The 20,690-nt window shown below is 73.6% G+C and carries 18 protein-coding genes; 13 read left to right on the top strand and 5 right to left on the bottom strand.

Features of this window, described 5'->3' with window-relative positions:
• On the bottom strand, positions 1 to 520 hold a 520-nt coding region (locus ACVCAG_RS16470), incomplete at its 3' end, for a biotin carboxylase N-terminal domain-containing protein (protein WP_440084203.1).
• A 299-nt stretch (positions 521 to 819) separates the two neighbouring features.
• Between ACVCAG_RS16470 and ACVCAG_RS16465 the strand changes: the two genes are divergently transcribed.
• Complete coding sequence (locus ACVCAG_RS16465; RefSeq protein ID WP_344889587.1) at positions 820 to 1,092, top strand: WXG100 family type VII secretion target; 273 nt, start codon at positions 820 to 822, stop codon at positions 1,090 to 1,092.
• Between the two features lie 117 nt (positions 1,093 to 1,209).
• Here the strand turns inward: ACVCAG_RS16465 and ACVCAG_RS16460 are convergent, their stop codons facing one another.
• Positions 1,210 to 5,814 (bottom strand): FtsK/SpoIIIE domain-containing protein, encoded by a 4,605-nt coding sequence (locus ACVCAG_RS16460; RefSeq protein WP_440084202.1) that lies wholly within the window; start codon positions 5,812 to 5,814, stop codon positions 1,210 to 1,212.
• Positions 5,815 to 6,392: 578 nt separating this feature from the next.
• On the opposite strand from ACVCAG_RS16460, the gene ACVCAG_RS16455 reads away from it, so the two are divergent.
• From ACVCAG_RS16455 to ACVCAG_RS16400, 12 genes are all read left to right on the top strand, one after another.
• Positions 6,393 to 7,094 carry a hypothetical protein gene (locus ACVCAG_RS16455; protein WP_362839076.1) on the top strand — a complete coding sequence of 234 codons (702 nt, stop codon included), beginning with the start codon at positions 6,393 to 6,395 and terminating at the stop codon, positions 7,092 to 7,094.
• Position 7,095: 1 nt separating this feature from the next.
• Positions 7,096 to 7,938: a hypothetical protein gene (locus tag ACVCAG_RS16450; RefSeq protein ID WP_440084201.1), complete on the top strand. Its 843-nt coding sequence runs from the start codon at positions 7,096 to 7,098 to the stop codon at positions 7,936 to 7,938.
• Complete coding sequence (locus ACVCAG_RS16445; protein ID WP_440084200.1) at positions 7,935 to 9,236, top strand: ATPase, T2SS/T4P/T4SS family; 1,302 nt, start codon at positions 7,935 to 7,937, stop codon at positions 9,234 to 9,236. The genes ACVCAG_RS16450 and ACVCAG_RS16445 overlap by 4 nt, the downstream gene beginning before the upstream one ends.
• Positions 9,233 to 10,120: a type II secretion system F family protein gene (locus ACVCAG_RS16440; protein WP_440084199.1), complete on the top strand. Its 888-nt coding sequence runs from the start codon at positions 9,233 to 9,235 to the stop codon at positions 10,118 to 10,120. Before ACVCAG_RS16445 ends, ACVCAG_RS16440 begins: the two co-directional genes overlap by 4 nt.
• Positions 10,113 to 11,048 carry a type II secretion system F family protein gene (locus ACVCAG_RS16435; RefSeq protein ID WP_440084198.1) on the top strand — a complete coding sequence of 312 codons (936 nt, stop codon included), beginning with the start codon at positions 10,113 to 10,115 and terminating at the stop codon, positions 11,046 to 11,048. The genes ACVCAG_RS16440 and ACVCAG_RS16435 overlap by 8 nt, the downstream gene beginning before the upstream one ends.
• 2 nt (positions 11,049 to 11,050) lie before the next feature.
• Positions 11,051 to 11,305 carry a hypothetical protein gene (locus ACVCAG_RS16430; RefSeq protein ID WP_362839087.1) on the top strand — a complete coding sequence of 85 codons (255 nt, stop codon included), beginning with the start codon at positions 11,051 to 11,053 and terminating at the stop codon, positions 11,303 to 11,305.
• Positions 11,292 to 11,834: a TadE/TadG family type IV pilus assembly protein gene (locus ACVCAG_RS16425; RefSeq protein WP_440084197.1), complete on the top strand. Its 543-nt coding sequence runs from the start codon at positions 11,292 to 11,294 to the stop codon at positions 11,832 to 11,834. The genes ACVCAG_RS16430 and ACVCAG_RS16425 overlap by 14 nt, the downstream gene beginning before the upstream one ends.
• A complete protein-coding gene (locus tag ACVCAG_RS16420; RefSeq protein WP_440084196.1) occupies positions 11,825 to 12,238 on the top strand; it encodes a TadE/TadG family type IV pilus assembly protein in 414 nt (137 codons plus the stop codon). Before ACVCAG_RS16425 ends, ACVCAG_RS16420 begins: the two co-directional genes overlap by 10 nt.
• 260 nt (positions 12,239 to 12,498) lie before the next feature.
• Entirely contained in the window at positions 12,499 to 12,906 is a 408-nt protein-coding gene (locus ACVCAG_RS16415) for a pilus assembly protein TadG-related protein (protein ID WP_440084195.1), read from the top strand.
• A 52-nt stretch (positions 12,907 to 12,958) separates the two neighbouring features.
• A complete protein-coding gene (locus ACVCAG_RS16410; protein WP_440084194.1) occupies positions 12,959 to 15,880 on the top strand; it encodes a hypothetical protein in 2,922 nt (973 codons plus the stop codon).
• Positions 15,881 to 15,981: 101 nt separating this feature from the next.
• Positions 15,982 to 16,611, top strand: coding sequence for a hypothetical protein (locus ACVCAG_RS16405; protein WP_447189987.1), 630 nt, complete (start codon positions 15,982 to 15,984; stop codon positions 16,609 to 16,611).
• Positions 16,608 to 17,543 (top strand): hypothetical protein, encoded by a 936-nt coding sequence (locus tag ACVCAG_RS16400; RefSeq protein WP_440084192.1) that lies wholly within the window; start codon positions 16,608 to 16,610, stop codon positions 17,541 to 17,543. The genes ACVCAG_RS16405 and ACVCAG_RS16400 overlap by 4 nt, the downstream gene beginning before the upstream one ends.
• 67 nt (positions 17,544 to 17,610) lie before the next feature.
• Here the strand turns inward: ACVCAG_RS16400 and ACVCAG_RS16395 are convergent, their stop codons facing one another.
• The 3 genes from ACVCAG_RS16395 to ACVCAG_RS16385 all read right to left on the bottom strand — a co-directional run bounded on the left by ACVCAG_RS16395 (position 17,611) and on the right by ACVCAG_RS16385 (position 20,686).
• Complete coding sequence (locus ACVCAG_RS16395; RefSeq protein ID WP_440084191.1) at positions 17,611 to 18,147, bottom strand: methylated-DNA--[protein]-cysteine S-methyltransferase; 537 nt, start codon at positions 18,145 to 18,147, stop codon at positions 17,611 to 17,613.
• The gene (locus tag ACVCAG_RS16390) at positions 18,144 to 19,553 is read right to left on the bottom strand and encodes an AlkA N-terminal domain-containing protein (RefSeq protein WP_440084190.1); all 1,410 of its coding nucleotides are present in this window, start codon (positions 19,551 to 19,553) and stop codon (positions 18,144 to 18,146) included. Before ACVCAG_RS16390 ends, ACVCAG_RS16395 begins: the two co-directional genes overlap by 4 nt.
• 188 nt (positions 19,554 to 19,741) lie before the next feature.
• Complete coding sequence (locus ACVCAG_RS16385; RefSeq protein ID WP_440084189.1) at positions 19,742 to 20,686, bottom strand: NYN domain-containing protein; 945 nt, start codon at positions 20,684 to 20,686, stop codon at positions 19,742 to 19,744.
• Between the last annotated feature and the right edge of the window lie 4 nt (positions 20,687 to 20,690).

Genomic DNA, 20,690 nt, shown 5'->3' with positions numbered 1-20,690 from the left:
CCAGGGTGCGCGCGACCTTCAGCCCGCGCCCGCCGCCGCCGTACGCGGCCTTGATCGCGATCGGCAGGCCGTGCTCGGTGGCGAAGGCGACGACCTCCTCGCTCCCGGAGACCGGATCCTTGGTACCGGCCACGAGCGGCGCGCCGACCTTCTGGGCGATGTGGCGGGCCTGCACCTTGTCGCCGAGCGCGGTGATCGCGGCCGGCGGCGGGCCGATCCAGGTCAGTCCGGCGTCGATCACGGCCTGGGCGAAGCCGGCGTTCTCGGCCAGGAAGCCGTAGCCGGGGTGCACGGCGTCGGCCCCGGCCTCGGCGGCGACGCCCAGCAGCTTGTCGACGTCGAGGTAGGTCTCCGCGGGAGTCCGGCCGCCGAGCGCGCGGGCCTCGTCCGCGGCCCGGACATGGAGCGCGTCCAGGTCCTGGTCGGCGTAGACGGCGACGCTGGCCAGCCCGGCGTCCTTACAGGCGCGGGCGATCCGCACCGCGATCTCACCACGATTGGCGATCAGGACCTTGTGCACCGACGTCGTTCCCTTCAGTACGTGCGGACGGAGGACCGGCGGGCCTTCAACGGAGTGTAGGCGCCCTTTGATCGTGAGGGAGTGCTGGGTCCTGCCCGCCCGGGAGCGGGTCGCAATCTCACGTACCGCTTGCATCTCCTTGAATTATCAAAGATCAAGACAATGGAGAACGTTTAGCCTCTCGGCGGCCGAGGGAACGTCCATAGCCGCTCGGCATAACCCGGATACCTCTGTGATCCTTACGCCTATCGTGATTTCGTTTGGCGACTCCCCCCGACACCGATCCAAAGGAGACTGGCATGAGCCAGAACTTGCTCGGCGGCAATCCCGCGGAAATGCAGCAGATGGCCACCCAGTTCACCCAGCAGGCCGACCAGGTCAGGGCCACCGTGGCCGCCCTCGACCGGGAGGCCGCGAAAGTCGGCACCGCCTGGACGGGGCCCGGTGCCCAGCGTTTTGGCGAGGCCTGGCAGAACTACCGGGCCGCTTTCCAGCGCATGTCCGAGGAACTCGCCGAGGCCTCCCGGGTCATCAACACCTATCGCGGCAATATCGAGTCCGCCACGCGATAGGAAACGGTCCGCCGAAATGCCCCGGCCCTTGAGGGTCGGGGCATTTTCTCATTGGTGGCACAGATCGGCGCGGGGCGCGCGAAGCGCAGACGCACACGGCACACGGGACGGCGGCCCTCACGCGACGGCGGCCTGGATGGGGACCACCGAGCCCAGGGTCACCAGCAGGCCGCGGCCGGGGGGACCGCCGACCGCGCCGCGCGGCAGGCGGACGGTGAACAGGTCGCCGTCGGCGGGGCTCTGGACCGACAGCAGCAGGCCCGTGCGGCCCTTGCGCGCCTCGGCCGCGAAGCCGCGGTAGGCGGTGGTCAGGTCCCCGGTGGTGCCACCGATGATCATGCCGTGCTCGCCGTCCCTGCCGCTCCGCAGCACCTGCTCCAGCGCGGTGCCCAGGGGGGAGTCCGCGGAGATCAGCTCCGCGTCGTCGACGATCACGACGTAGCGGTCCTGCCCCGCGACGGCCTCGTGCAGGTCGCCGCCCGCGTCCAGCACGGCCAGCACGCCCGGGGTGTCCACCAGCGTGCACAGCGGGCTGCGCCGCGGGGTCACCAGGACCGTGGGGGTGCCGTGGGAGAGCAGCGAGTGGGTGGCGGTCAGCAGTGCCGTGGACCGGCCCGACCTGGGCGGGCCCGCGACGACCGCGGCGGGACCGTGGGCGAGCAGGTCGACGCCGAGCGGTGCCAGCGAGTCGCCTCCGGCGCCGAGCAGCGCCCACAGCGGGGACGGGGGCCGGAAAGAGGGCACCAGGTCCAGGACCTGCGCCGCGGTGACGCGCATCGGCAGCGCGTCCACCCGCAGCGGCGGGTCGGCGGCGATCTCCGGCGCCGAGCGGGCCAGCGCCTGGAGGGCGGCGACCTGCGCGGGCCCCGAGGGGTCGTCGCACAGCAGCGCGATCTGGCTCTCGGTCGTGCCGTGCTCGCCGGTCGACAGCGCGCGGCCCGGCGCGAGGGTCGCCGGCAGGTCCTTGACGGGCAGTCCGGCCAGGCCGTAGTCGGAGGGGTCGGCCAGCCGCAGGATCAGCCGGTCGTCGAAGACCGTGGAGATCTGCCCGATCAGCGCGGACCTGTCGCCGGTCAGCACGGCCCGCAGCCCGACCGCGGGCCCCTCGCGCAGCAGCTGCATCAGCGACTCGATCAGCCGCCCGTAGTCGTACGCCTCGAACGCGGCGACGAACCCCTCCCACCGGTCGAGCATCAGGACCAGCCACGGCAGCCGCGGGCCGTCCGTGGCGGCGCGCAGCTCGGCCAGCGAGGCGTACCCGGCCTCGGCGAGGAGCTGCTGGCGCCGCCCCACCTCCTCGCGCAGCCGGGTCAGCAGCCGCTCCACCCGGTCGAGCTGGTCGCGGGTCACCACCGCCCCGCAGTGCGGCATCGCCATCAGCGGCAGCAGCGATCCCGAGCCGCAGTCGATCGCGTGCACGTGCACGTCGTCGGGGGAGGCCCCGGCGGCGATCGCCCCCGCCAGCGTGCGCAGCGCGGTGGACCGCCCGCTGCGCGAGGCGCCCGCGACGAGCAGGTGCCCCCCGTGGGCGAGGTCGAGCGCCAGCGCCCGCCGGTCCTGCGCCCAGGGCAGGTCAGTGATCCCGAAGGCCAGCGGCGGCACCTCCTCGACCCCCGCCCGGTACGGCAGCCCGCCGGGCGCGTCACCGGGCAGGACGGGCGGCGCCGGGAGAACGGGGACGGTCACGAGGTCGGGAAGCGGATCGAGCCAGGGACTCGGCTGCTCCGCGACCCCGGCGAGGCGGGCCGCCTCGACCATGGCGTCGGCGAGCAGGGACAGGTCGGTGACGTGGCCGCTCTCGGCTCCGGCGTGGACCGTCCTGGGGTGTCCCAGGGCCTGCCAGCCGACCTCCGTCACCCGTACCCTCATCTCGCCGCCCGAGGCGCCGGGGCTCCGGCCGCCGATCCGCGCGGTCTGCACGGCCGTCGCCGCCCCCGCGCCCGACTTCACGTAGCACCGGCCGGGAGCGGACTTGGGGATGTACGAGGCGTCGGGGCGGCCGATGACGTCGGCCGACTCCGACGCCTCGGTGACCCGCAGGGCGATCCGCAGGGAGGTGTTGGCCTGGATGTCGGCGGTCACCACGCCGCCGGGCCGCTGGGTGGCGAGGATGAGGTGGATGCCGAGCGAGCGTCCCCGCCTGGCGATGTCGACCAGCCCGGTCATGAAGTCGGGCAGCTCGCTGACCATGGCCGCGAACTCGTCGATGACCAGCACCAGCCGGGGCAGCGGGGCCGGGGGCTCCAGGGTCCCCGAGGACCCCGAGGACGCCGCGCGCCCGCGTAGCGGCCTGACCTGCGGGCCGCCTCCGGCGACGAGCAGGTCGCGGGAGGCGCGGGCCGTACGGGCGTCGCGCAGCTCGTGGTAGTCCTCGATGTCCTTCGCCCCCGCGGCCAGCAGCAGGCGCTCGCGGCGGCGGATCTCCGCGGCCAGCGAGGCCAGCGCCCGCTGGGTCAGGTGGCCGTCGAGGTCGCTGACCATGCCCACCGTGTGCGGCAGCCGCACGCACTCCTTGAACGCGGCGCCGCCCTTGTAGTCGATCAGCACGAACGTCATCTCGTCCGGCCGGTTGGCCACCGCCAGCGAGCAGATCAGGGTCTGCAGCAGCTCCGACTTGCCCGCGCCCGTGGTGCCCGCGATGAGCGCGTGCGGCCCGTCCCTGCGCAGGTCGATGGAGAACGGCCCCTCGGGGCCCGCTCCCACCACGGCCTCGGTGGCCCGGCCCCAGCGCTTGGCCAGGGCGGCGCCGGAGACCGACGGCAGCTCCAGCAGGTCCAGCAGCCGCGCGGAGTCCGGCAGGGCGACTCCGGCGTCGTCGCGGCTGACGTCGCGGATCGGCGCCATCGAGCGGGCCAGCCGGTCGCACCAGGCGGCCGTCACCTGGTCGGCCAGGATCTCCCCGAGGTCGTCCAGGCCGCCGCCGCGCAGCCGTACCGTGCCGTCGGCCTCCACGGCGGCGACGGTGGCGCACTCCTCGGGCAGCAGCCGCTGGTCGCCGTCGATCGCCAGGGTGTAGACGCCCGCCCTGGGGCCCTGGCGCAGCACCTGGGGCATGCCCGGCAGGGCGCGCAGCACCTGCGCGCCGTCGAGCACGACCAGCACGTCGTAGGGGCGCTCGTCGTAGACGGGGGCGGCGTACGGCTGCTCGGCACCCGTACCCGCGGCTCCGCCCAGGTCGCCCCAGCCGGCCGGGATGCGGCCCAGCTTGGCCGCGGGGCCCGCGGCGGCGTCGTCGCCGAGGCGCTCGTCGATCAGCGCGGCGAGCTCGCTCACCCGGCGGGCCGCGGTGTCCGGGTCGGCGCCGACCAGGGCAACGCAGTCCTCGCCGCCGCGCGGGGCGCAGTGCGGCAGCCAGCGGACCCAGTTCCAGCGCTCCTCGCCGTCGCCGTGCGCGGACAGGACGACGATCGCCAGGTCGCGCGGGCTGTGCAGGGCGGCGGCCTGGCCGACCAGCCAGCGCGCCACCCCGGCCGCCGTGTTCCTGGGCCCGGTCAGGCCGGCGACGCCCAGGCGGCGCATGGCCAGCGCCACCGGTACCGCCTGGCAGGTGGGCGGGGCGGGCAGCGGGGCGTCGACCGGCGCGGAGCGCTCGGGGGCGAACTCCAGGTCGGCGGGGAGGTCGGCGAGGCCGACCCGCAGCCGCAGCGCGTCGGGGTCGTGGTCGCGCCGCTCCCAGAGCCGCCGCCGGGGGCCGGTCACGGTGAGCAGCACCTCGGCGGGGTCGGGCGCGGCGGCGCGGCGGGCGGTCTCGTCGTCGGCGCGGGCGCGCTCCACGGCCGCCTCGAAGACCTTCAGCCGCGCCTTGTACTCCTTGAGCTGCTGGCGGTACTGCTTGCGGCCGTGCCGCCTGTCGCTCCACCACTGGCCGATCATGATCAGTGGCGTCATGAACGCGAACAGCAGGAAGTACGGCGATTTGAGGGCGATGGCCAGGCCCACCCCCAGCGCGGCGGGCAGGAAGGCGGTGAGCAGCTGCAGCCGCATGGTCTCGGCCCGCTTGGGCTCGGCCGGGACCTCGAAGCGCCGCGCGCCGCCCGGCGGCCGGAACCTGGGCGGCCGGTTGTAGGCCAGCCCGCCGTCGGGCTGCGCGTCCAGGTGGGCGTCGGGCGGTTCCACCGCCTTGAGGGTGAGCACGGTCCCGCCGCAGCTCAGCAGGGCGTGCTCGGGCCAGGGCAGCGGACCCTCCAGGGGGTCGCGGTCCAGCAGGGGGGTCGTACCCTCCCCGGGTTCCACGGTGATGGCGTCCGGGGTGAGCCGGACCACCGCTGCCCGCGCGGGCAGCCGAGGGTCGGTCACGGCCACCGAGCAGGCGGGGTCGGAACCGATGGTGTGCACACCCAGGCTGAGGCGGTGCACAGAGCCGGCGGCGGGCCCGCCGACCACCCGGATCTCCACGATCCCGCCGGGCTCCTCGGCCAGCGTGGCCACCGCGAGGGAGCGGTCGAGGGTGACGAGGTCGCCGTCACGGAGCAGGCCGAGCGCGGGGGCCGCCGGGTCGAGGGGGCGGCCGTCCATCCAGAGCGTCGGTGGCTCGGCCCCGGCGGAGTCGCGATCCAGCCCGTACGGGGCCTTGCTGCGCGTCAGCCGCACCACGTTGCTCGGCCGCTCGCCTCCCTGGCCCGCCAGGGACTCCGCGAGCCGTGCCACCGTGGTCGTTTCGTCGCCCTCGACCACGACATCGCGGTCGGCGTGCTCGTCGAGCACGGTGAGCATGATCCGCATCGCCGCTCTCCTCGGGTCAGGCCCCGGATCCACCGTACAGAGTGAAAACCGTCCCCGAGAGAGTGTTCGCGGCAATGTCCTGACTCGCGACCGGTATGTGGAAAACGGCAAAACCTGTGGATAACTGTCCGGGGGTGTTGACCGGTTATGCCGCCCGAGGTGGGCATTCGGCGATGCGAGGGCGTGCGGGCGGTGACCTGCCCGCGGCGCCGGGCTGTGGAAAACCTGTTCGGAGAACCGGGGGGAGCGGCGGGTTCCGGTCCGCGCCCGGAGTGCGCCGGAGGTGGGGGCGGGCGAAGGGGCGGGTGAAGACGGCCGGAGCCGGACACGCGAATGAGGCGTGAAAAAGATGAGGTGATTGGTACGAGAGTTAATTACCGTCCTTATCACCCAGATAAGTCTCCCGTCATCTAGCCAAACAGCCATTTTCTTCTGAAGTGGCGTTGACAGACGTGTTCCTATCAAACGAGCATGGGTCCTGGCTTTTGTCCGACAGCCCGTCGGCATGGTGCGCATAATGGCGTAAATTCGACCAGTAGTTCCCCATGTTTATGATCACTCTGGGAGTCCCCCTACCCATGAGGACCAGTGAGAAGCCAACGGGCCGCGTCCCGGTCAACGCCGAGCGTCAGACCTCGGCGGGCACCCTGTCGGGCCCGGCGTCGCGCAAGCTTCCCGTGCCCCCACGCGAGCGCAAACCAGCCCTCGCCGCCCTCGCCGTCCTCCTCATCCTGGGCGGTGCCCTCGCCACCACGCTGCTCGTCCTGCGCAGCGGCGACCGCGTCTCGGCGATCGCCATCTCCCAGCAGGTCGGCGCCGGACAACCCTTCACCGAGGCGATGCTGAGGGAGGTCCAGATCGCCGACACCGGCATCGGCTACGTGGCCTGGTCCCAGCGCGCCCGCGTCACCGAGAACTTCGCCCGCGTCACCCTCATCCCCGGCACGCTCCTCACCCGCGACATGGTGGTCTCCGCCAGCAGGGAGCTCGGCCCCGGCAAGGCCCAGGTCGGCCTGTCGCTCAAACCCGGCCAGACACCGGGCACCCTGGAGCGCGGAGACCGGGTCCAGGTCGTCCACGTGCCGAGCAGGGGCGCCGGCGGCGACCGGGAGAGCCGGGTGCTGGCGCAGAGCGCCCTGGTCCACCAGATCGGCACGCCGGGCAGGACCGGGGCGAACGGCCTGGTCACCATCATCGTGGACAGCACCATCTCGCCGGAGATCGTCGCGTACGCCTCCACCGGCGAGATCGCCCTCGCCGAGCTGCCGGGAGCGCGCTGACGTGGCGCTCATCGTGCTGGCCGCCGACAAGGGCGCACCCGGCGTGACCACGGCGGCGACCGCGCTCGGCGCGATCTGGCCGCGCCCGGTGCTGCTCGCCGAGTGCGACCCGGCGGGCGGCGACCTCGCCTACCGCCTGCCCGCCGCCGACGGCGGCGTGCTCAACCCCGCCAGGGGCCTGCTCACCCTGGGGGCCACGGCCCGCCGGGGCCTGCACCCCGACCAGATCCACGAGCACACCCAGAAGATCATCGGCGGCCTGGACGTGCTGGCCGGGCTGACCCACGGCGAGCAGGCGTCCGGGCTGACCTGGCTCTGGGGCCCGCTCGGCCGGGCGCTGGCCACGATGCCCGACGCCGACGTGCTGGCCGACTGCGGGCGCATCGGCGGGCACCCCCAGCTCGCCGAGCTGACCACCGAGGCCTCGCTGGTCGTGCTGTTCACCAGGGCCAGCCTCGACCACGTCGCCCACCTGCGCGAACGCCTGCAGATCATGCCGCGCGAGCCCCAGGTGGGGGTGGTCGTGATCGCCGACCCCCGCCAGTACCGCACGACCATCGACGAGGTGCGCCGGATCGTCACGGGCACCGGCAGGCACGTCGCCTTCGTGAGCGGGCTCGCGCACGACCCCAAGGGCGCGGAGCTGCTGCGCGGCCAGTGGGGCGGGCGGCTGGACCGCTCCCTGCTGATCCGCACCGCCAGGGAGCTGGGCGGTCGCCTCGACGCCCAGCTCCGCGCCCAGGAGTCGGCGGAGTCGGCCTATCGCGCCCGGGAGCAGGCCGCCCGCCTGCCCGCCGAGCCGTCCCGCTCGCCCGTCGAGCCGTCGGGCGGGGCGAGACCGTGACCATCGACCACACGCTGGTGAAGCGCTTCCGGCAGGACGTCGGCGACAGGCTGGCCCACCAGCGCCGCCTCGACCAGGCCAGCGGCCTGCCGCCGATGACCGGCGAGGACGAGCGCCAGTTCGCCCGTGCCCTGATCGCCCAGATCCTGGAGGAGTTCGCCCGCGGCGAGATCGGCGTCGGCAGGACGCCGCCGACCGCCGAGGAGGAGGAGGCGCTGGCCGCGGGGATCCACGCCGCCCTGTTCGGCGTCGGCCGCCTCCAGCCGCTGCTCGACGACCCCGAGGTCGAGAACATCGACATCAACGGCTGCGACCGGGTGTTCGTCGGCTACGCCGACGGCCAGGAGCTCATGCGCGACCCGGTGGCCGAGTCCGACGAGGAGCTGGTCGAGCTGATCCAGATCCTCGCCGCCTACAGCGGCCTGTCCAGCAGGCCGTTCGACACCGCCAACCCCCAGCTCGATCTGCGCCTTCCCGACGGCTCCCGTCTCTCGGCCGTGATGGACGTGACGGTGCGCCCGTCCATCTCCATCCGCCGTTCCCGGCTGGGCAAGGTGTTTCTCACCGATCTCGTGGGAAACGGCAGCCTGACCCCGGAATTGGGGCGTTTTCTCTCGGCCGCGGTGGCGGCGAGGAAGAACATCATGATTTCCGGTTCGACCAACGCCGGGAAAACGACGCTGTTGCGCGCCCTCGCCAATGAGATTCCACCGTCCGAGCGGCTCATCACCGTCGAGCGCGCCCTCGAACTCGGCCTCGACCAGTTTCCCGAACTCCATCCCAACGTGGTCGCCTTCGAACAAAGGCTCCCCAACTCCGAGGGACAGGGCGAGATCACCATGGCGGAGCTGGTCCGCCGCTCCCTGCGCATGAACCCGTCCCGGGTGATCGTCGGCGAGGTTCTCGGCGACGAGATCGTCACCATGCTCAACGCGATGACCCAGGGCAACGACGGCTCGCTGTCGACCATCCACGCCAACTCCTCGATGGAGGTCTTCAACCGCATCGCCACCTACGCGCTCCAGGCCACCGAGCGGCTGCCGATCGAGGCCACCCACATGCTCATCGCGGGCGCGATCGACTTCGTGGTGTTCATCGAGAAGCGCAACGACTACGCGGTGGGCGGCAGGCTGCGCCGCTTCGTGTCGAGCGTGCGCGAGGTGGCCGGAGTCGACGGCCGGGTGCTCTCCTCCGAGGTGTTCGCGACGGCGCCCGACGGCCGGGTGGTGCCGCACGCGCCGCTGTCGTGCCTGGAGGAGCTGGCCCACTTCGGCTACGACCCGGGAGGCTGGGCATGACCTCCCTTCCGCCGGGCCTGTTCGACCCGCTGGTGCTGCTCTCCGGCCTCGCACTCGGCGCCGGGTTGTTCCTGCTCTTCCTCTCCCTGTACGGGGTGCCCGCCAGGCCGGCCACCCCCGGCAGGACGGCGGGCAGGCGCGAGTTCCTGCGCGCGCTGTCCACCCGGACCGCGGTGGGGGCGATCGCCGGGGTGATCGTGCTCGTGGTGACCGGGTGGCCGGTCATGGCGGTGGGAGCCGTGCTCCTCGCGATGGCCTGGCGGGGCCTGTCCGGCGGCGCCGCGGAGGAGCGGACCGCGATGCGGCGGCTGGAGGCCCTGGCCGCCTGGACCGAGTCGCTCCGCGACACCATCGCCGGAGCGGCCGGGCTGGAGCAGGCGATCCCGTCCTCGATCCGGGCGGCGGCCCCCACGCTCCGCCCGCACCTGCGGTCCATGGTCGACCGCCTGCACACCAGGATGGCGCTGCCCGACGCGCTCAGGCTGTTCGCCGACGAGCTCGACGACCCCTCCGCGGACCTGGTCGTGGCCGCCCTCATCCTCAACTCCAAGCTGCGCGGCCCCGGCCTGCGCGACGTCCTCGGCGCGCTGGCGGTGTCGGCGCGCGAGGAGCTCGACATGCGCCGCCGGGTCGAGGCCGAGCGCCGCTCCACCCGCCGCAGCGTGCAGATCGTGGTCGGTACGGCCGTCGCCTTCGCCGTGATGCTCGTCGTGTTCAACCCCTCCTACGTCGAGGAGTACGACAACACGCTCGGCCAGGCCGTGCTCGTGGTGGTCGCCGGGCTCTTCGGCGCCGGGTTCGCCTGGATGCGCCGCCTGGCCCGTTTCGACAAGCCCGCCCGCCTGCTCGGCCTGCCCTCCGGAGGTGAGGTGCGCGATGACTGAGGCGCTGCTCGCCGGCTCGGTGCTCGGAATGGGCCTGTTCCTGCTGCTGCGGGCGTTGTTCCCGGCCCGTCCCGGGCTGGTGACACGACTGCTGGCCCTCGACGCCGCCAGGGAGGGCACCGACGCGCCCCGAGCCCGGCTCATCCTGCCCGACGAGGAGGTCAGCGCGTTCCGGCGCGGCCTGGGCGAGCGGATGGCCCGCTTCTACGCCGCCAGGGGCTGGGAGGCGCGCTCGGCCAGGGCCGACCTCGCACTGCTCGGCAGGTCGTTCGAGGGCTTCCTGGCCACCAAGGTGCTGCTGGCGGTCTCCGGGCTGCTGGCGTTCCCGCTGCTGGTCGGCTGGCTGGTGCTGATGGAGTGGGGGATCTCCCTCACCGTCCCGCTGTGGGCGGCGCTCGCGGTCGCCGGGGTCTTCTTCGTCCTGCCGGACCTGCAGGTCAAGCGGGACGCCTCGCGGATGCGCCGCGACTTCCGGCACGTCGTCGGCTCCTTCCTCGATCTCGTCGCGATGAACCTGGCGGGCGGGCGGGGGGTGCCGGAGGCGCTGATGATGGCGGTCTCCGTGGGCAGCCCGGGTCCCGACGACGAGGGGGCCAACTGGGCGATGTCCCGCATCCGTGAGGCGCTCGGCAACGCCAGGATCGTCGGCATCACCCCCTGGCAGGCTCTCGGCCAGCTCGGTGACGAGATCAACGTCGACGAGCTGCGCGACCTGTCCGCCGCGCTCGGCCTGGTCGCCGACGACGGCGCCAAGGTCCGCTCCTCCCTCACCGCCCGCGCCGCGACCATGCGGCGCCGGGAGCTCGCCGAGATCGAGGGGCAGGCGGGCGAGCGCTCCCAGTCGATGCTCGTCGCCCAGCTCCTGCTCTGCGCGGGCTTTGTGATCTTTCTGAGTTTTCCGGCCGCTATGAAGATGTTGGGGTCCTGACCATGCTGAGCCATCCGTGGATCGTCTACGCGGCCGCCGTTCTGAGCGTCCGGATAGAGAAGGCGCGCAGCGCCCCCACCCGGGGGGCCTCCGCCGTCGAATGGGTCATCATCACGGCCATCATCGCCGGGGTGGCGCTCGGACTCGCCACCCTCATCAAGACCCTCGTCGAGGGGAAGCAGGCCGAGATCTCCAACCAGTTCGGCGGGGGCGGCGGAGGCGGCGGGGGCGGGGGCGGCGAACTTGGCGACCCGTGATCGCTCGCGGTACCGCGACCGGGAGAACCGGGAGAACCGGGAGAGGGACGGCGGGCGCGACCGGGCGGGAAGGCCGCAGCGCGGTGGACGCGGTGGACGCGGCGGGCGCTCCGGCGCCGGAGACCGTGGCGGCGAGCGCGGCGCCACGGTCGTCGAGCTGGCGATCATCATGCCGGTGCTGCTGGTCGTCATCCTGCTCATCGTGCAGACCGCCCTGTGGTTCCACGGACGCCAGATCGCCGACGCCGCGGCCAGGGAGGGGGCGCGGCTCGCCCGGGTCGACACCGAGTCCTGGCAGCAGGACGCCGAGTCCCGCGCCCAGGAGCTGATCCGGGCCGTCGGCCCGAAACTCCTCGAGGGCGCCACGGTCACGGCCTGGGAGGAGGGCGACCGGCGGGGCGTCGAGGTGACCGCCTCGGCGGTCCAGGTCGTCCCGTTGTTGCCGTCCACCACGTTCACCGTCACCGCGCGCTTCGGCGGTCCCATCGAGTGCTTCCGGCCAGACGACGGGAGCGAAGGGTGCGAGTGATCCCCTTGATCTCCAAGACCGGCGGCGACCGCGGGTCGCTCAGCACCGAGACGGTGCTGCTCGCCCCGGTCTTCCTGCTGTTCCTGCTGTTCCTGGTGGGCGCGGGAAGGGTGGTGGAGGCCCAGGGCGAGGTCAACGGCGCCGCCAGGGACGCCGCCAGGGCCGCCTCCGTCGAGCGCACCCTGTCCGACGCCGAGGCCGCCGCGGACGAGGCGGCCCGCGGCGCCCTGTCGGGCGAGTGCGAGCCGGAGGTCAGCCTGTCCGGGGACTGGGAGGAGGGCGGCCAGGTCCACGCCGAGGTGACCTGCTCCCTGGACCTGGAGTTCCTGGGCTTCGGCGCGGCCAAGGAGATGAAGGGCGACTCGGTGGTCCCGCTGGAGCAGTTCCGGAGGGTCGAGGAGTGAACCCCGTGGACCCGCCGCCCCCGGCCGTCAGGGCGCGCCGGAGCCCCGCCCGCCCGGCCGCCGCGCGGAGCGGACCCGTGTGCCCGGCGGCGCGCCGGAGGCCCCCGCGCCCGGCGGGGTGGCGAGGACTCCCGCGCCCGGCGGCGCGACGGAGGCTCCCGCGCTCGTCGGTGGCGTGCCGGACGGCCGGGCATCCGGTGCGTCCGGCCGGTGGGAAGGGGCGCCGCGCGCGGCCGGGCGGGCTCGGCGAGCGGGGGTCGATGTCGATCTTCACGGTGATCTTCTCGGTGGTGGTGTTCCTGCTGGCCGGGCTGCTCGTCGACGGAGGGGCCGCGATCAACGCCCGGCTGCGCGCGGCCGACGTCGCCGAGCAGGCCGCCAGGGCCGCCGCCGACCAGATCGACGTCGAGCACCTGCGCGCCACCGGCGAGGCCCGGCTGCTGGGGGAGGGGGAGACCTGCGGGAAGGCCGAGGAGATCGTCTCCGCCCACGGCGGAGGCGACGTACGGCTCACGGAGTGCACGCTCGGCGGCGACCAGGCCGAGGTCATCGTGAACGTCTCCGTCACCTGGAAGGCGTTCTTCCTGGCCGCCTTCGGCTTCCCCGGCTCGGACATGGAGGCCGAGGCCACGGCCGGGCCGGACATCGGGGAAGACCAATTGCCGTGAATCGCTGGCCCACCGGTTGACCGACGACGAATCTGGACGGGGAGGGAGACGAATGCCCACGCGACAGCCCGCGCGCATCAAGGCCAGGCGCACACCGGGAGACCTGCTGGCGGGTCTCGGCGCGCTGGCCGTCCTGGTCGCGCTCATCGCGGGGGTCCCCTACGCGCTGTTCCGGCTGGCCGGGCCGCCGCTCCCGCCCGAGCTGCTCAACCTCGACCTGCTGACCAGCCAGGTGGGCACGAGCACGATCATCGCGATCCTCGTGCTGCTGGTCTGGCTCGCGTGGCTGCAGCTGGTCGTCTGCGTGCTGGTCGAGATCTACGCCGGGCTGCGCCGGGTCGGCATGCCGGCCCGGGTTCCGCTCTCCGGCGGCACGCAGATGTTCGCCAACCGGCTGGTCTCGGCGGCCATGCTGCTGTTCACCGTCTCGGCGGTGGCCCTGCCGATCGCGAAGCTGACCAGCCTGCCGCCCGCCGCTCCCGGCATCGTCTCCACCGGGCTCTCCACGACGTCCGGCCCGGCCGCCGACGAGCGGGCCGAGCTGGAGCCGGTGCAGAAGGCCAAGAAGGTCTACGTGGTGCAACCGCCGCACGGGCGTCACCACGAGAGCCTGTGGGAGATCGCCGAGAAGTGCCTCGGCGACGGGCGCCGCTACCCGGAGATCTACCGGCTCAACCAGCACAAGGAACAGCCCGACGGCAGCCGCCTCCACATGGCCGACCTGATCAGGCCCGGCTGGGTTCTGGACATGCCGGACGACGCGCGCAACATCCACCTCGTCCCGGCCTCCCAGCCGCGCGACGACACCCTCAAGGACCACCGGGACAAGCCGGTGGAGCTGGACGGCCGTACCCAGACCTTCACCCCCGGCCGCGCCGACCTTCCGGCGGAGCCCGCGCCCGAGGTCGCCGACCCCCGCGACAGGGCCGGTGACAGGAGCGGCGAAAGGGCCGGCGAAAGGATCGGTGCCGACGGGACGCGGGAGACCGGTCCTGGACAGGCGCGCCACGACGCGGCCGAGCGCCCGTCGCACACCGTGCCCGACAGCGGGCGGCAGGACCCCGGACAGGTGGAACGGCGAGACCCGGCGGTGGCGGCACCCGCCGACGGCACTGACGGCACTGACAGCGCCGGCAGCGGGCAGGACACCGGGCTGGGGATGCTCGACTACCTGGCGGGGGCCTCGCTCGCGGCGGCCGGGCTGCTGGCGGCGCTCGGACGCAGGCGCAGGCAGCAGCTCTGGCACCGGGCGTTCGGGCACCGGATCACCCGGCCCAGGGACGACGCCGCCCAGGCCGAGCTCGCGCTCAGGCTCGGTGCCGACGCCCCCGGCAGCCGGATGCTCGACGTCGGGCTCCGGCTCCTCGGCAGGTCCCTCGCCGCCCAGAACCGCGTCCCGCCCACGATCTACGCCGCCCACCTGTCGCCGCAGACCCTCGACCTGTGGATCCACCCGCCCGACCCCGACGCCCCCGCCCCCTGGACCGCCCACGACGGCGGCCAGGTCTGGCGGCTTCCCGCGCACGAGGGCCGGATGCTCGACGAGCGGGCGCTCGCCGACGCGCCCGCCCCGTACCCGGGGCTGGTCTCGCTCGGCTCCAACGGCGAGGGCCGGGTGCTCGTCGACCTGGAGGCCGCCCACGGGACGATCAGTATCAACGGCCCGCAGACCACCGCCGCCCTGGCCGCGCTCGCCGTGGAGCTGGCCACCAACCGCTGGTCGGACCGGATGCGCGTCACTCTGGTCGGCTTCGGCGAGGAGCTGACCGCGATCGCCTCCGACCGGATCAGGTACGTGGGCGGCCTGGCGGAGATCCTGCCCGAGCTGGAGGCCGGGGCCGGGGGGCGCACTCATGGCGGTGAGGTGCTCACCGGCCGGATCCACGGGCGCGCCGCCGACCCGGTCTGCACCCCGCACTACCTGCTGTCCGCGATCGCCCCCACCCCCGAGGAGGGCCGCCGGCTGGCGCTGCTCGCCAGGAAGGGCGTCAGGACGGCCGCCGGGTACGTCATCGCGGGCGACGTGCCGCACGCCACCTGGAACTGGACGATCACCGAGGAGGGCCGCGCCGAGATCGACGCGCTCGGCTTCGACGTGGCCGCGCAGCTGCTGCCCCGCCGCCAGTACCGGGCGCTGGTCGACCTGTTCCTGGCGACCGAGCGGCTGGAGGGAGAGCCGCTTCCCGACGAGCCGGAGCCGGTCACGCACACGCCCTCGGTCGAGGTGCGCGTCCTCGGCCCCGCGGAGGTCGTCGGCCCCCCGCCCATGGAGGAGGGGCGGGCCGTGATCGCCGTCGAGATGGCCGTCTACCTGGCGACGCACCCCGGCGGCGTCCACCCCGTGGTGCTCGGCGGCATCCTCTGGCCGAGGGGCGTGCAGCCGGTGGTCAGGGACGCCACGATCGCCAGGGTCGTCGCCTGGCTGGGCACCGACAGCCAGGGGCGGCCCAACCTCTACGCCGACGAGTCCGGGCGGCTCCGGTTCGGTCCCGAGGTGCGCACCGACTGGATGCTCTTCCGCGACCTCGTCCGCCAGTCGCACGCCAACCCCGCCGGGCGCCCCGCGCTCCTCGAGCGGGCACTGAGCCTGGTACGGGGCCCGCTGCTGAACGGCCGCCCGCGTGGCCGCTACGCCTGGCTGGCCGCCGACGACCTGGAGTACAACGTGACCGCGGGCGTCGCGGACGCCGCGCACCGGCTCTGCGAGGTGCGGCTGGCCCGCGGCGAGACCGACCAGGCCGTGGCGGCGGTGCGCGCCGGGCTGCTGCTGGCCGCCGACGACGAGGGGCTCTGGCGCGACCTGCTGCGGGCCACCCATCTCACCGCCGACCCCGTCCGCCTGCGCGCCGTGGTCGAGGCCCTGCACCGGCGGGCCGCCTCCCACCCCTACGGCGGCGGGATGGCCCCCGAGACCGAGGCCCTCATCGACGAGCTGCTGCCCTCGTGGCGGATGCGCTCGGCCCCGACGGCGTGACGGCCCAGGTGAACCCATCACGCCCGGAGAATGCGCGAGGAACCATGCCGAATCGTTCATACCGGTGGTCCGGCAAGGCGGGCGCTTCTAGCGTCGTCGGTGTGCGTGCCATGATCGCCCTGGCCCTGGTCATGCTGACGGGCTGCGCCTCACCGGAGGCTCAGCCGTTCGTCCCCGCCGACCTCCCCGCGGAGGAGGCCTCACCGGGCACGTCGCGGCAGGCGGCGCCGGCTCCGCGGACGGAGACGGTCCGGGTCGCCTCGGGGGTCAAGGTTCTGGTCGAGTGGCCCGCCGCGCCGAACGCGGACACGACCGCGATGATCGAGGTTTTCCGCGACTTCTACGCGGGATCCCTCAAGGCCGTCGTGAGCGGGGGTAAGGACACCGCCTACCTTGACACGCTGGAGGGCGAGGCGGGCAAGGGCTCACTCTCCTGGGTGCAGGAGTTCCTCGACGAGCGCCGCTCGGTACGCGGGACCGCGCGGCTCTACGCGCCGAACGTCAGCTCGGTCGTCGGGCGCGGTGCCCAGCTGGACGTGTGCGTCGACCAGAGCGGGCTGCGTCTGGTCGACGCGGCGACCGGCAGAAAGGCGCCCCGCCAGTCCAAATGGATGCGCGAGCCCTTCTTCCAGGCCGCGGGCATGCGGCGCGGCGACGACGGGATCTGGCGCATCAAGGTGTTTCGTCACGCCGTACTTCCCAGCGAACGCGCGAAGGGATGTCTTCGATGATCGCGAATATCGTCATCGCGGGGTTGCTGCTGCTCGATCCCGGGCCACCCAGTGGCGAGGGTTTTCAGGACGGACCGACCGCCGGAGTCCGTCTGCAGAACTCCCAGATCATCATCACCGGGACCGGGCTCAGCGGCAGGAGCGACGGTTATCGGATCAAGCGTCCCTGCTGGTACGAACCCGGAGCCGACGCCGCCGAGATGCTGGAGAACCAGGAGGCGGTGCGGGAATGGTGGTTCCGCTTCACCAAGGACGCCACCGAGGAGAAGTTCCAGGAGTTCCTCAAGCAGTTCCGGGACAAGGTCGGCCAGGAGGGCCGCTGGTGGACACCCGCCTACAACGGGGCCGATCCGGACGGCATGGCCTGCTGGACCGCCCTGGACGCGTTCGTCTGGGCGCCGCCCGGCACCACCCCGCCCAACGGGATCACCATGGCCGAGCTGGTCGACATAGCCCGCGCCGCGCTGACCGTGCCCGAGCCGAAGGTCGAGCTCAACCCGGACGCCAAGAGTTACGTCAACCTGCCGACCTGGGTCTGGCTGGGCGACGTCGGCGAGACCACCAGGTCCGTGACCGCGACGCTGCCCGGGGTCATGAGCGCCACCGTGACCGCCACCCGTGGGCAGATCGAGATCGACCCGGGCACCACCGAGGAACGGGCGGAGGTCAAGGACAGCGGGTGCGAAACGGGCGGCACGCCGTACCGGAAGGGCGCCGCCGACGACGACCTCACCTGCGGGGTGATCTATCGACGGGCCTCGATCGACCAGCCACGCGGCGTCTACGTGCTGGAGGTCACCGCGCTCTGGGACATCGGGGTCGAGGGTGTCGGGGGTGACGTGGCGCCCTTCGTCTACGACCCGGTCGAGGCCGGGGCCACCCGTGACGTCCCGGTGGGCGAGGTGCAGAGCACGGTCAGGAAGACCGGCTAGCCGTCCGGGCCGGTCACGTGCCCGTGACCGGCCACGGCGAGGTGCGGGGCACGGCGGGGAAGGCCGGTCAGCGGCCCTCCTGCCGGATCCGGAGCCGTTCGGCGGCCGGTGCCCCCTCGTGGGTGAGCAGCCACTGCTTGACCGGGGTGCCGTAGTAGTAGCCGCCGTACCCGCCGGTGGACGGCAGGATGCGGTGGCAGGGGACGAACGGCGCGATCAGGTTCCGCGCGCACGCGCTCCCGGCGGCCCTGGCCGCGGTCCTGGGCAGCCCCGCCCGCTCGGCGAGCTCGGCGTAGCTGATCGTGACGCCCGCGGGCACCTGGCGCAGGGCGGTGAGCAGCCGCTGCCGGACGGGCGTGCCCGGCTGTTCCACCGGCACCGCGTCGAGGGCGGTCAGGTCGCCGTCCAGGTAGTCGCGTACCGCCCGCGCGGGCAGGCCCAGATCGTCGGTGAGGGTCAGCCCCTCGGCGCGCAGCTCCGGGGAGAGCCGGGCGAACATCTCGTCCGGCCCCGTGGTGGTGAAGCCCGCCGCCAGCAGCACGCCCTCGCGGGCGAGCATGGCCAGCGGGCCGACCGGGGTGTCGAGAACCTGTGCCTCTATCATTCCGAGCTCCAAAGGTGCAGCGCGGCGTACGCCCGCCAGGGGCGCCACCGCTCGATGTGATCTTCGGGGATGCCCAGGCAGGCCATGGCCCGCCGCAGGCCGAGGTCTCCGCCCGGCCAGGCGTCCGGGTCGCGCAGCGCCCGCAGCGCGATGTAGCCGGAGGTCCACGGCCCGATCCCGGGAACCTCCAGCAGCCCGGCGACCGCCTCCGCGGGCTCCTGCGCGCCGTCCAGGTCGATCTCGCCGCCCGCCACCCTCGTGGCGAGCGCCTTCAGCGTCGCCACCCGCCGCCCGGTCAGGCCCAGCCCGCCGAGGTCGGCCTCGGCGAGCTCCTCCGCGGACGGGAACAGGTGGGTCAGCCCCTGCCCGCCGGTGGGGCGCCCGGCCCGGGCCGCGACGCGGCCGAGGATGGTACGGGCGCCCGCGACGGAGATCTGCTGGCCGATCACGGCGCGGACGGCCACCTCGAACCCGTCCCAGGCGCCGGGCACGCGCAGTCCTGGGCGGGCGGCGACGAGCGGTCCCAGCGAGGTCGCGCCGAGGGCGGAGGAGATGGCCTCGGGGTCCGCGTCGAGGTCGAGGAGGCGGCGGCAGCGGGCCACGATCCTGGCCAGGCGGCGGGTGTCGTCGACGCTCACGTCCAGCCGTACGTGGCCGGGCCCGGGGGTGAGGGTGATCGTGCCGCCGGGGACGGCCCGGCTGTAGGACGTGTCGTCCGCGCGCTCCAGGCCGGGGATCGCCCTCGCCCCGAGGAACCGCATCAGGGTCGCGGCGTCGTACGGCTCCCTGCGGTGCAGCCGCAGGGTCAGGGCGTCGCCGCACATCCCGGACCTGCCCCCCGTCGTCGCCCGCAGCTCGCCGGGGGTGAAGCCGTAGGTGTCCTTCATAGTCGCGTTGAACTGCCGGACGCTGCCGAAGCCCGACGCGAACGCCACGTCGACGATCGGCAGCCCGGTCTCGGTGAGCAGCTGCTTGGCCAGCAGCAGGCGCTTGGTCCTGGCCACGGCCAGCGGGCCCACGCCGATCTCCGCGGTGAACAGCCGGTGCAGGTGCCGTCCGGTGATGTGCAGCCGTCCGGCCAGCCGGGTCATCCCGCCGTCGTCCGCCACGCCCTCGTCGATCAGCCGGAGCGCCCGGCCGACCAGGTCGCCCCGGTGGTCCCAGCCGGGATCGCCGGGGCTCAGCTCCGGCCGGCAGCGCTTGCACGGCCGGAACCCGGCCGCCTCGGCGGAGGCCGCGTGGCGGTAGAACCGCACGTTGCGGGTGGAGGGGGTGCGTGCCGGGCAGATCGGCCGGCAGTAGATGCGGGTGGAGGTGACCGCCGTGTAGAACCGCCCGTCGAACCGGGCGTCCCTCGCGGCCACCGCGCGATAACAGGAGTCGAAGTCGAGCTCTTTCACGGACACGCCGACGACGTTACCCGCGGCGCGCGGGGTACGGCTGGCGGGAATCGGACGTGGCCGTGGTGGCCGTCATGGGGGGCCGGCCTGCCCGAGAGCCGGACCGGCGGGGAGGCGGACACGGGCGTGACGGCCGGGACTCCGGTACCCGGCGGGCGTCCCGCGCGGGTCGGCGTCGCCCCCGGTGGAAGGCCTCACTTGGAGGAGACGCCGACCCCGATCTCGAACTCCCGGTAGACGCGTGCCCAGAATCCGTCGCGGAGCCAGACGCGTGCCTCGGGGTAGGGGCGCAGGGAGTGGCCCAGCTCCTTCTCCGCCTCGATGAGCAGCTCGGTGTCGATCACCGTGGGCAGGATCGGCCCTGGCAGCAGGTCGCGGATGTTGTCGCGGCCGCGGGTGAGGATCCACTTCTGGGCCACGTGCTCGCCGACCTCCTCGACGCGCGGGCGGCTCGGGCCCAGCTTGGTGACCTGTCCCACCGGGGCCTTGGGCTTGGCGGCGGTGGTGCGCCCGGCGAAGACCTGGGCGGGGGAGGGGGCGACCGGGGGGACCGGCACCGGCACCGGCGCGGGGGCGCGGCTGAAGAAGGACCGCAGGAAGTCGGCGCTGATGATCTCGACGGTGTCGGACTCCCAGACCAGGCGCTCGGCCTGGTTGGTGCCGTAGGGGGGCTCCACGCCCCACAGGTGGATCCGCACCCCGTAGGCCTGGGCGGCCTCGACGGCGGGGACCATGTCCTCGTCCCCGGCCAGCAGTATCGTGTCGCTCACCGCGTGGTGCCTGGCCAGCGCCTCCAGGTCGCTCCTGATCTGCGCGTCCACGCCCTTCTGCTGGCCCCGCGCGTTCAGGTTGCCCAGGCGCACCTTGACCCAGGGCAGCTGGGCGATGACCCGCTGGTCCACGGTCGGCACCCGGTCGCGGGCGGCGTCGTACCAGTAGATCCGGAGCAGCTCGCCGTGGATGCGCTCCTCCGCGTGCTTCTGCAACGCCTGGATCAGCTCGTCCGCCGCCACCCGGTATTCCTTGCGCTCCTTGGCACTCAGGAGCACCTCCCCGGCCGCCGCGTACAGATAACCGACGTCGACCAGGACGGCGTACTTCGCGGCGATGGGACGTGACGTGAGGTCCAGGATGGTCATGTCG

It is taken from the genome of Streptosporangium sp. G12 (assembly GCF_052983175.1).
The sequence above is the reverse complement of the archived record's forward strand: the minus strand, read 5'-3'. Positions and strand labels throughout refer to the sequence as shown.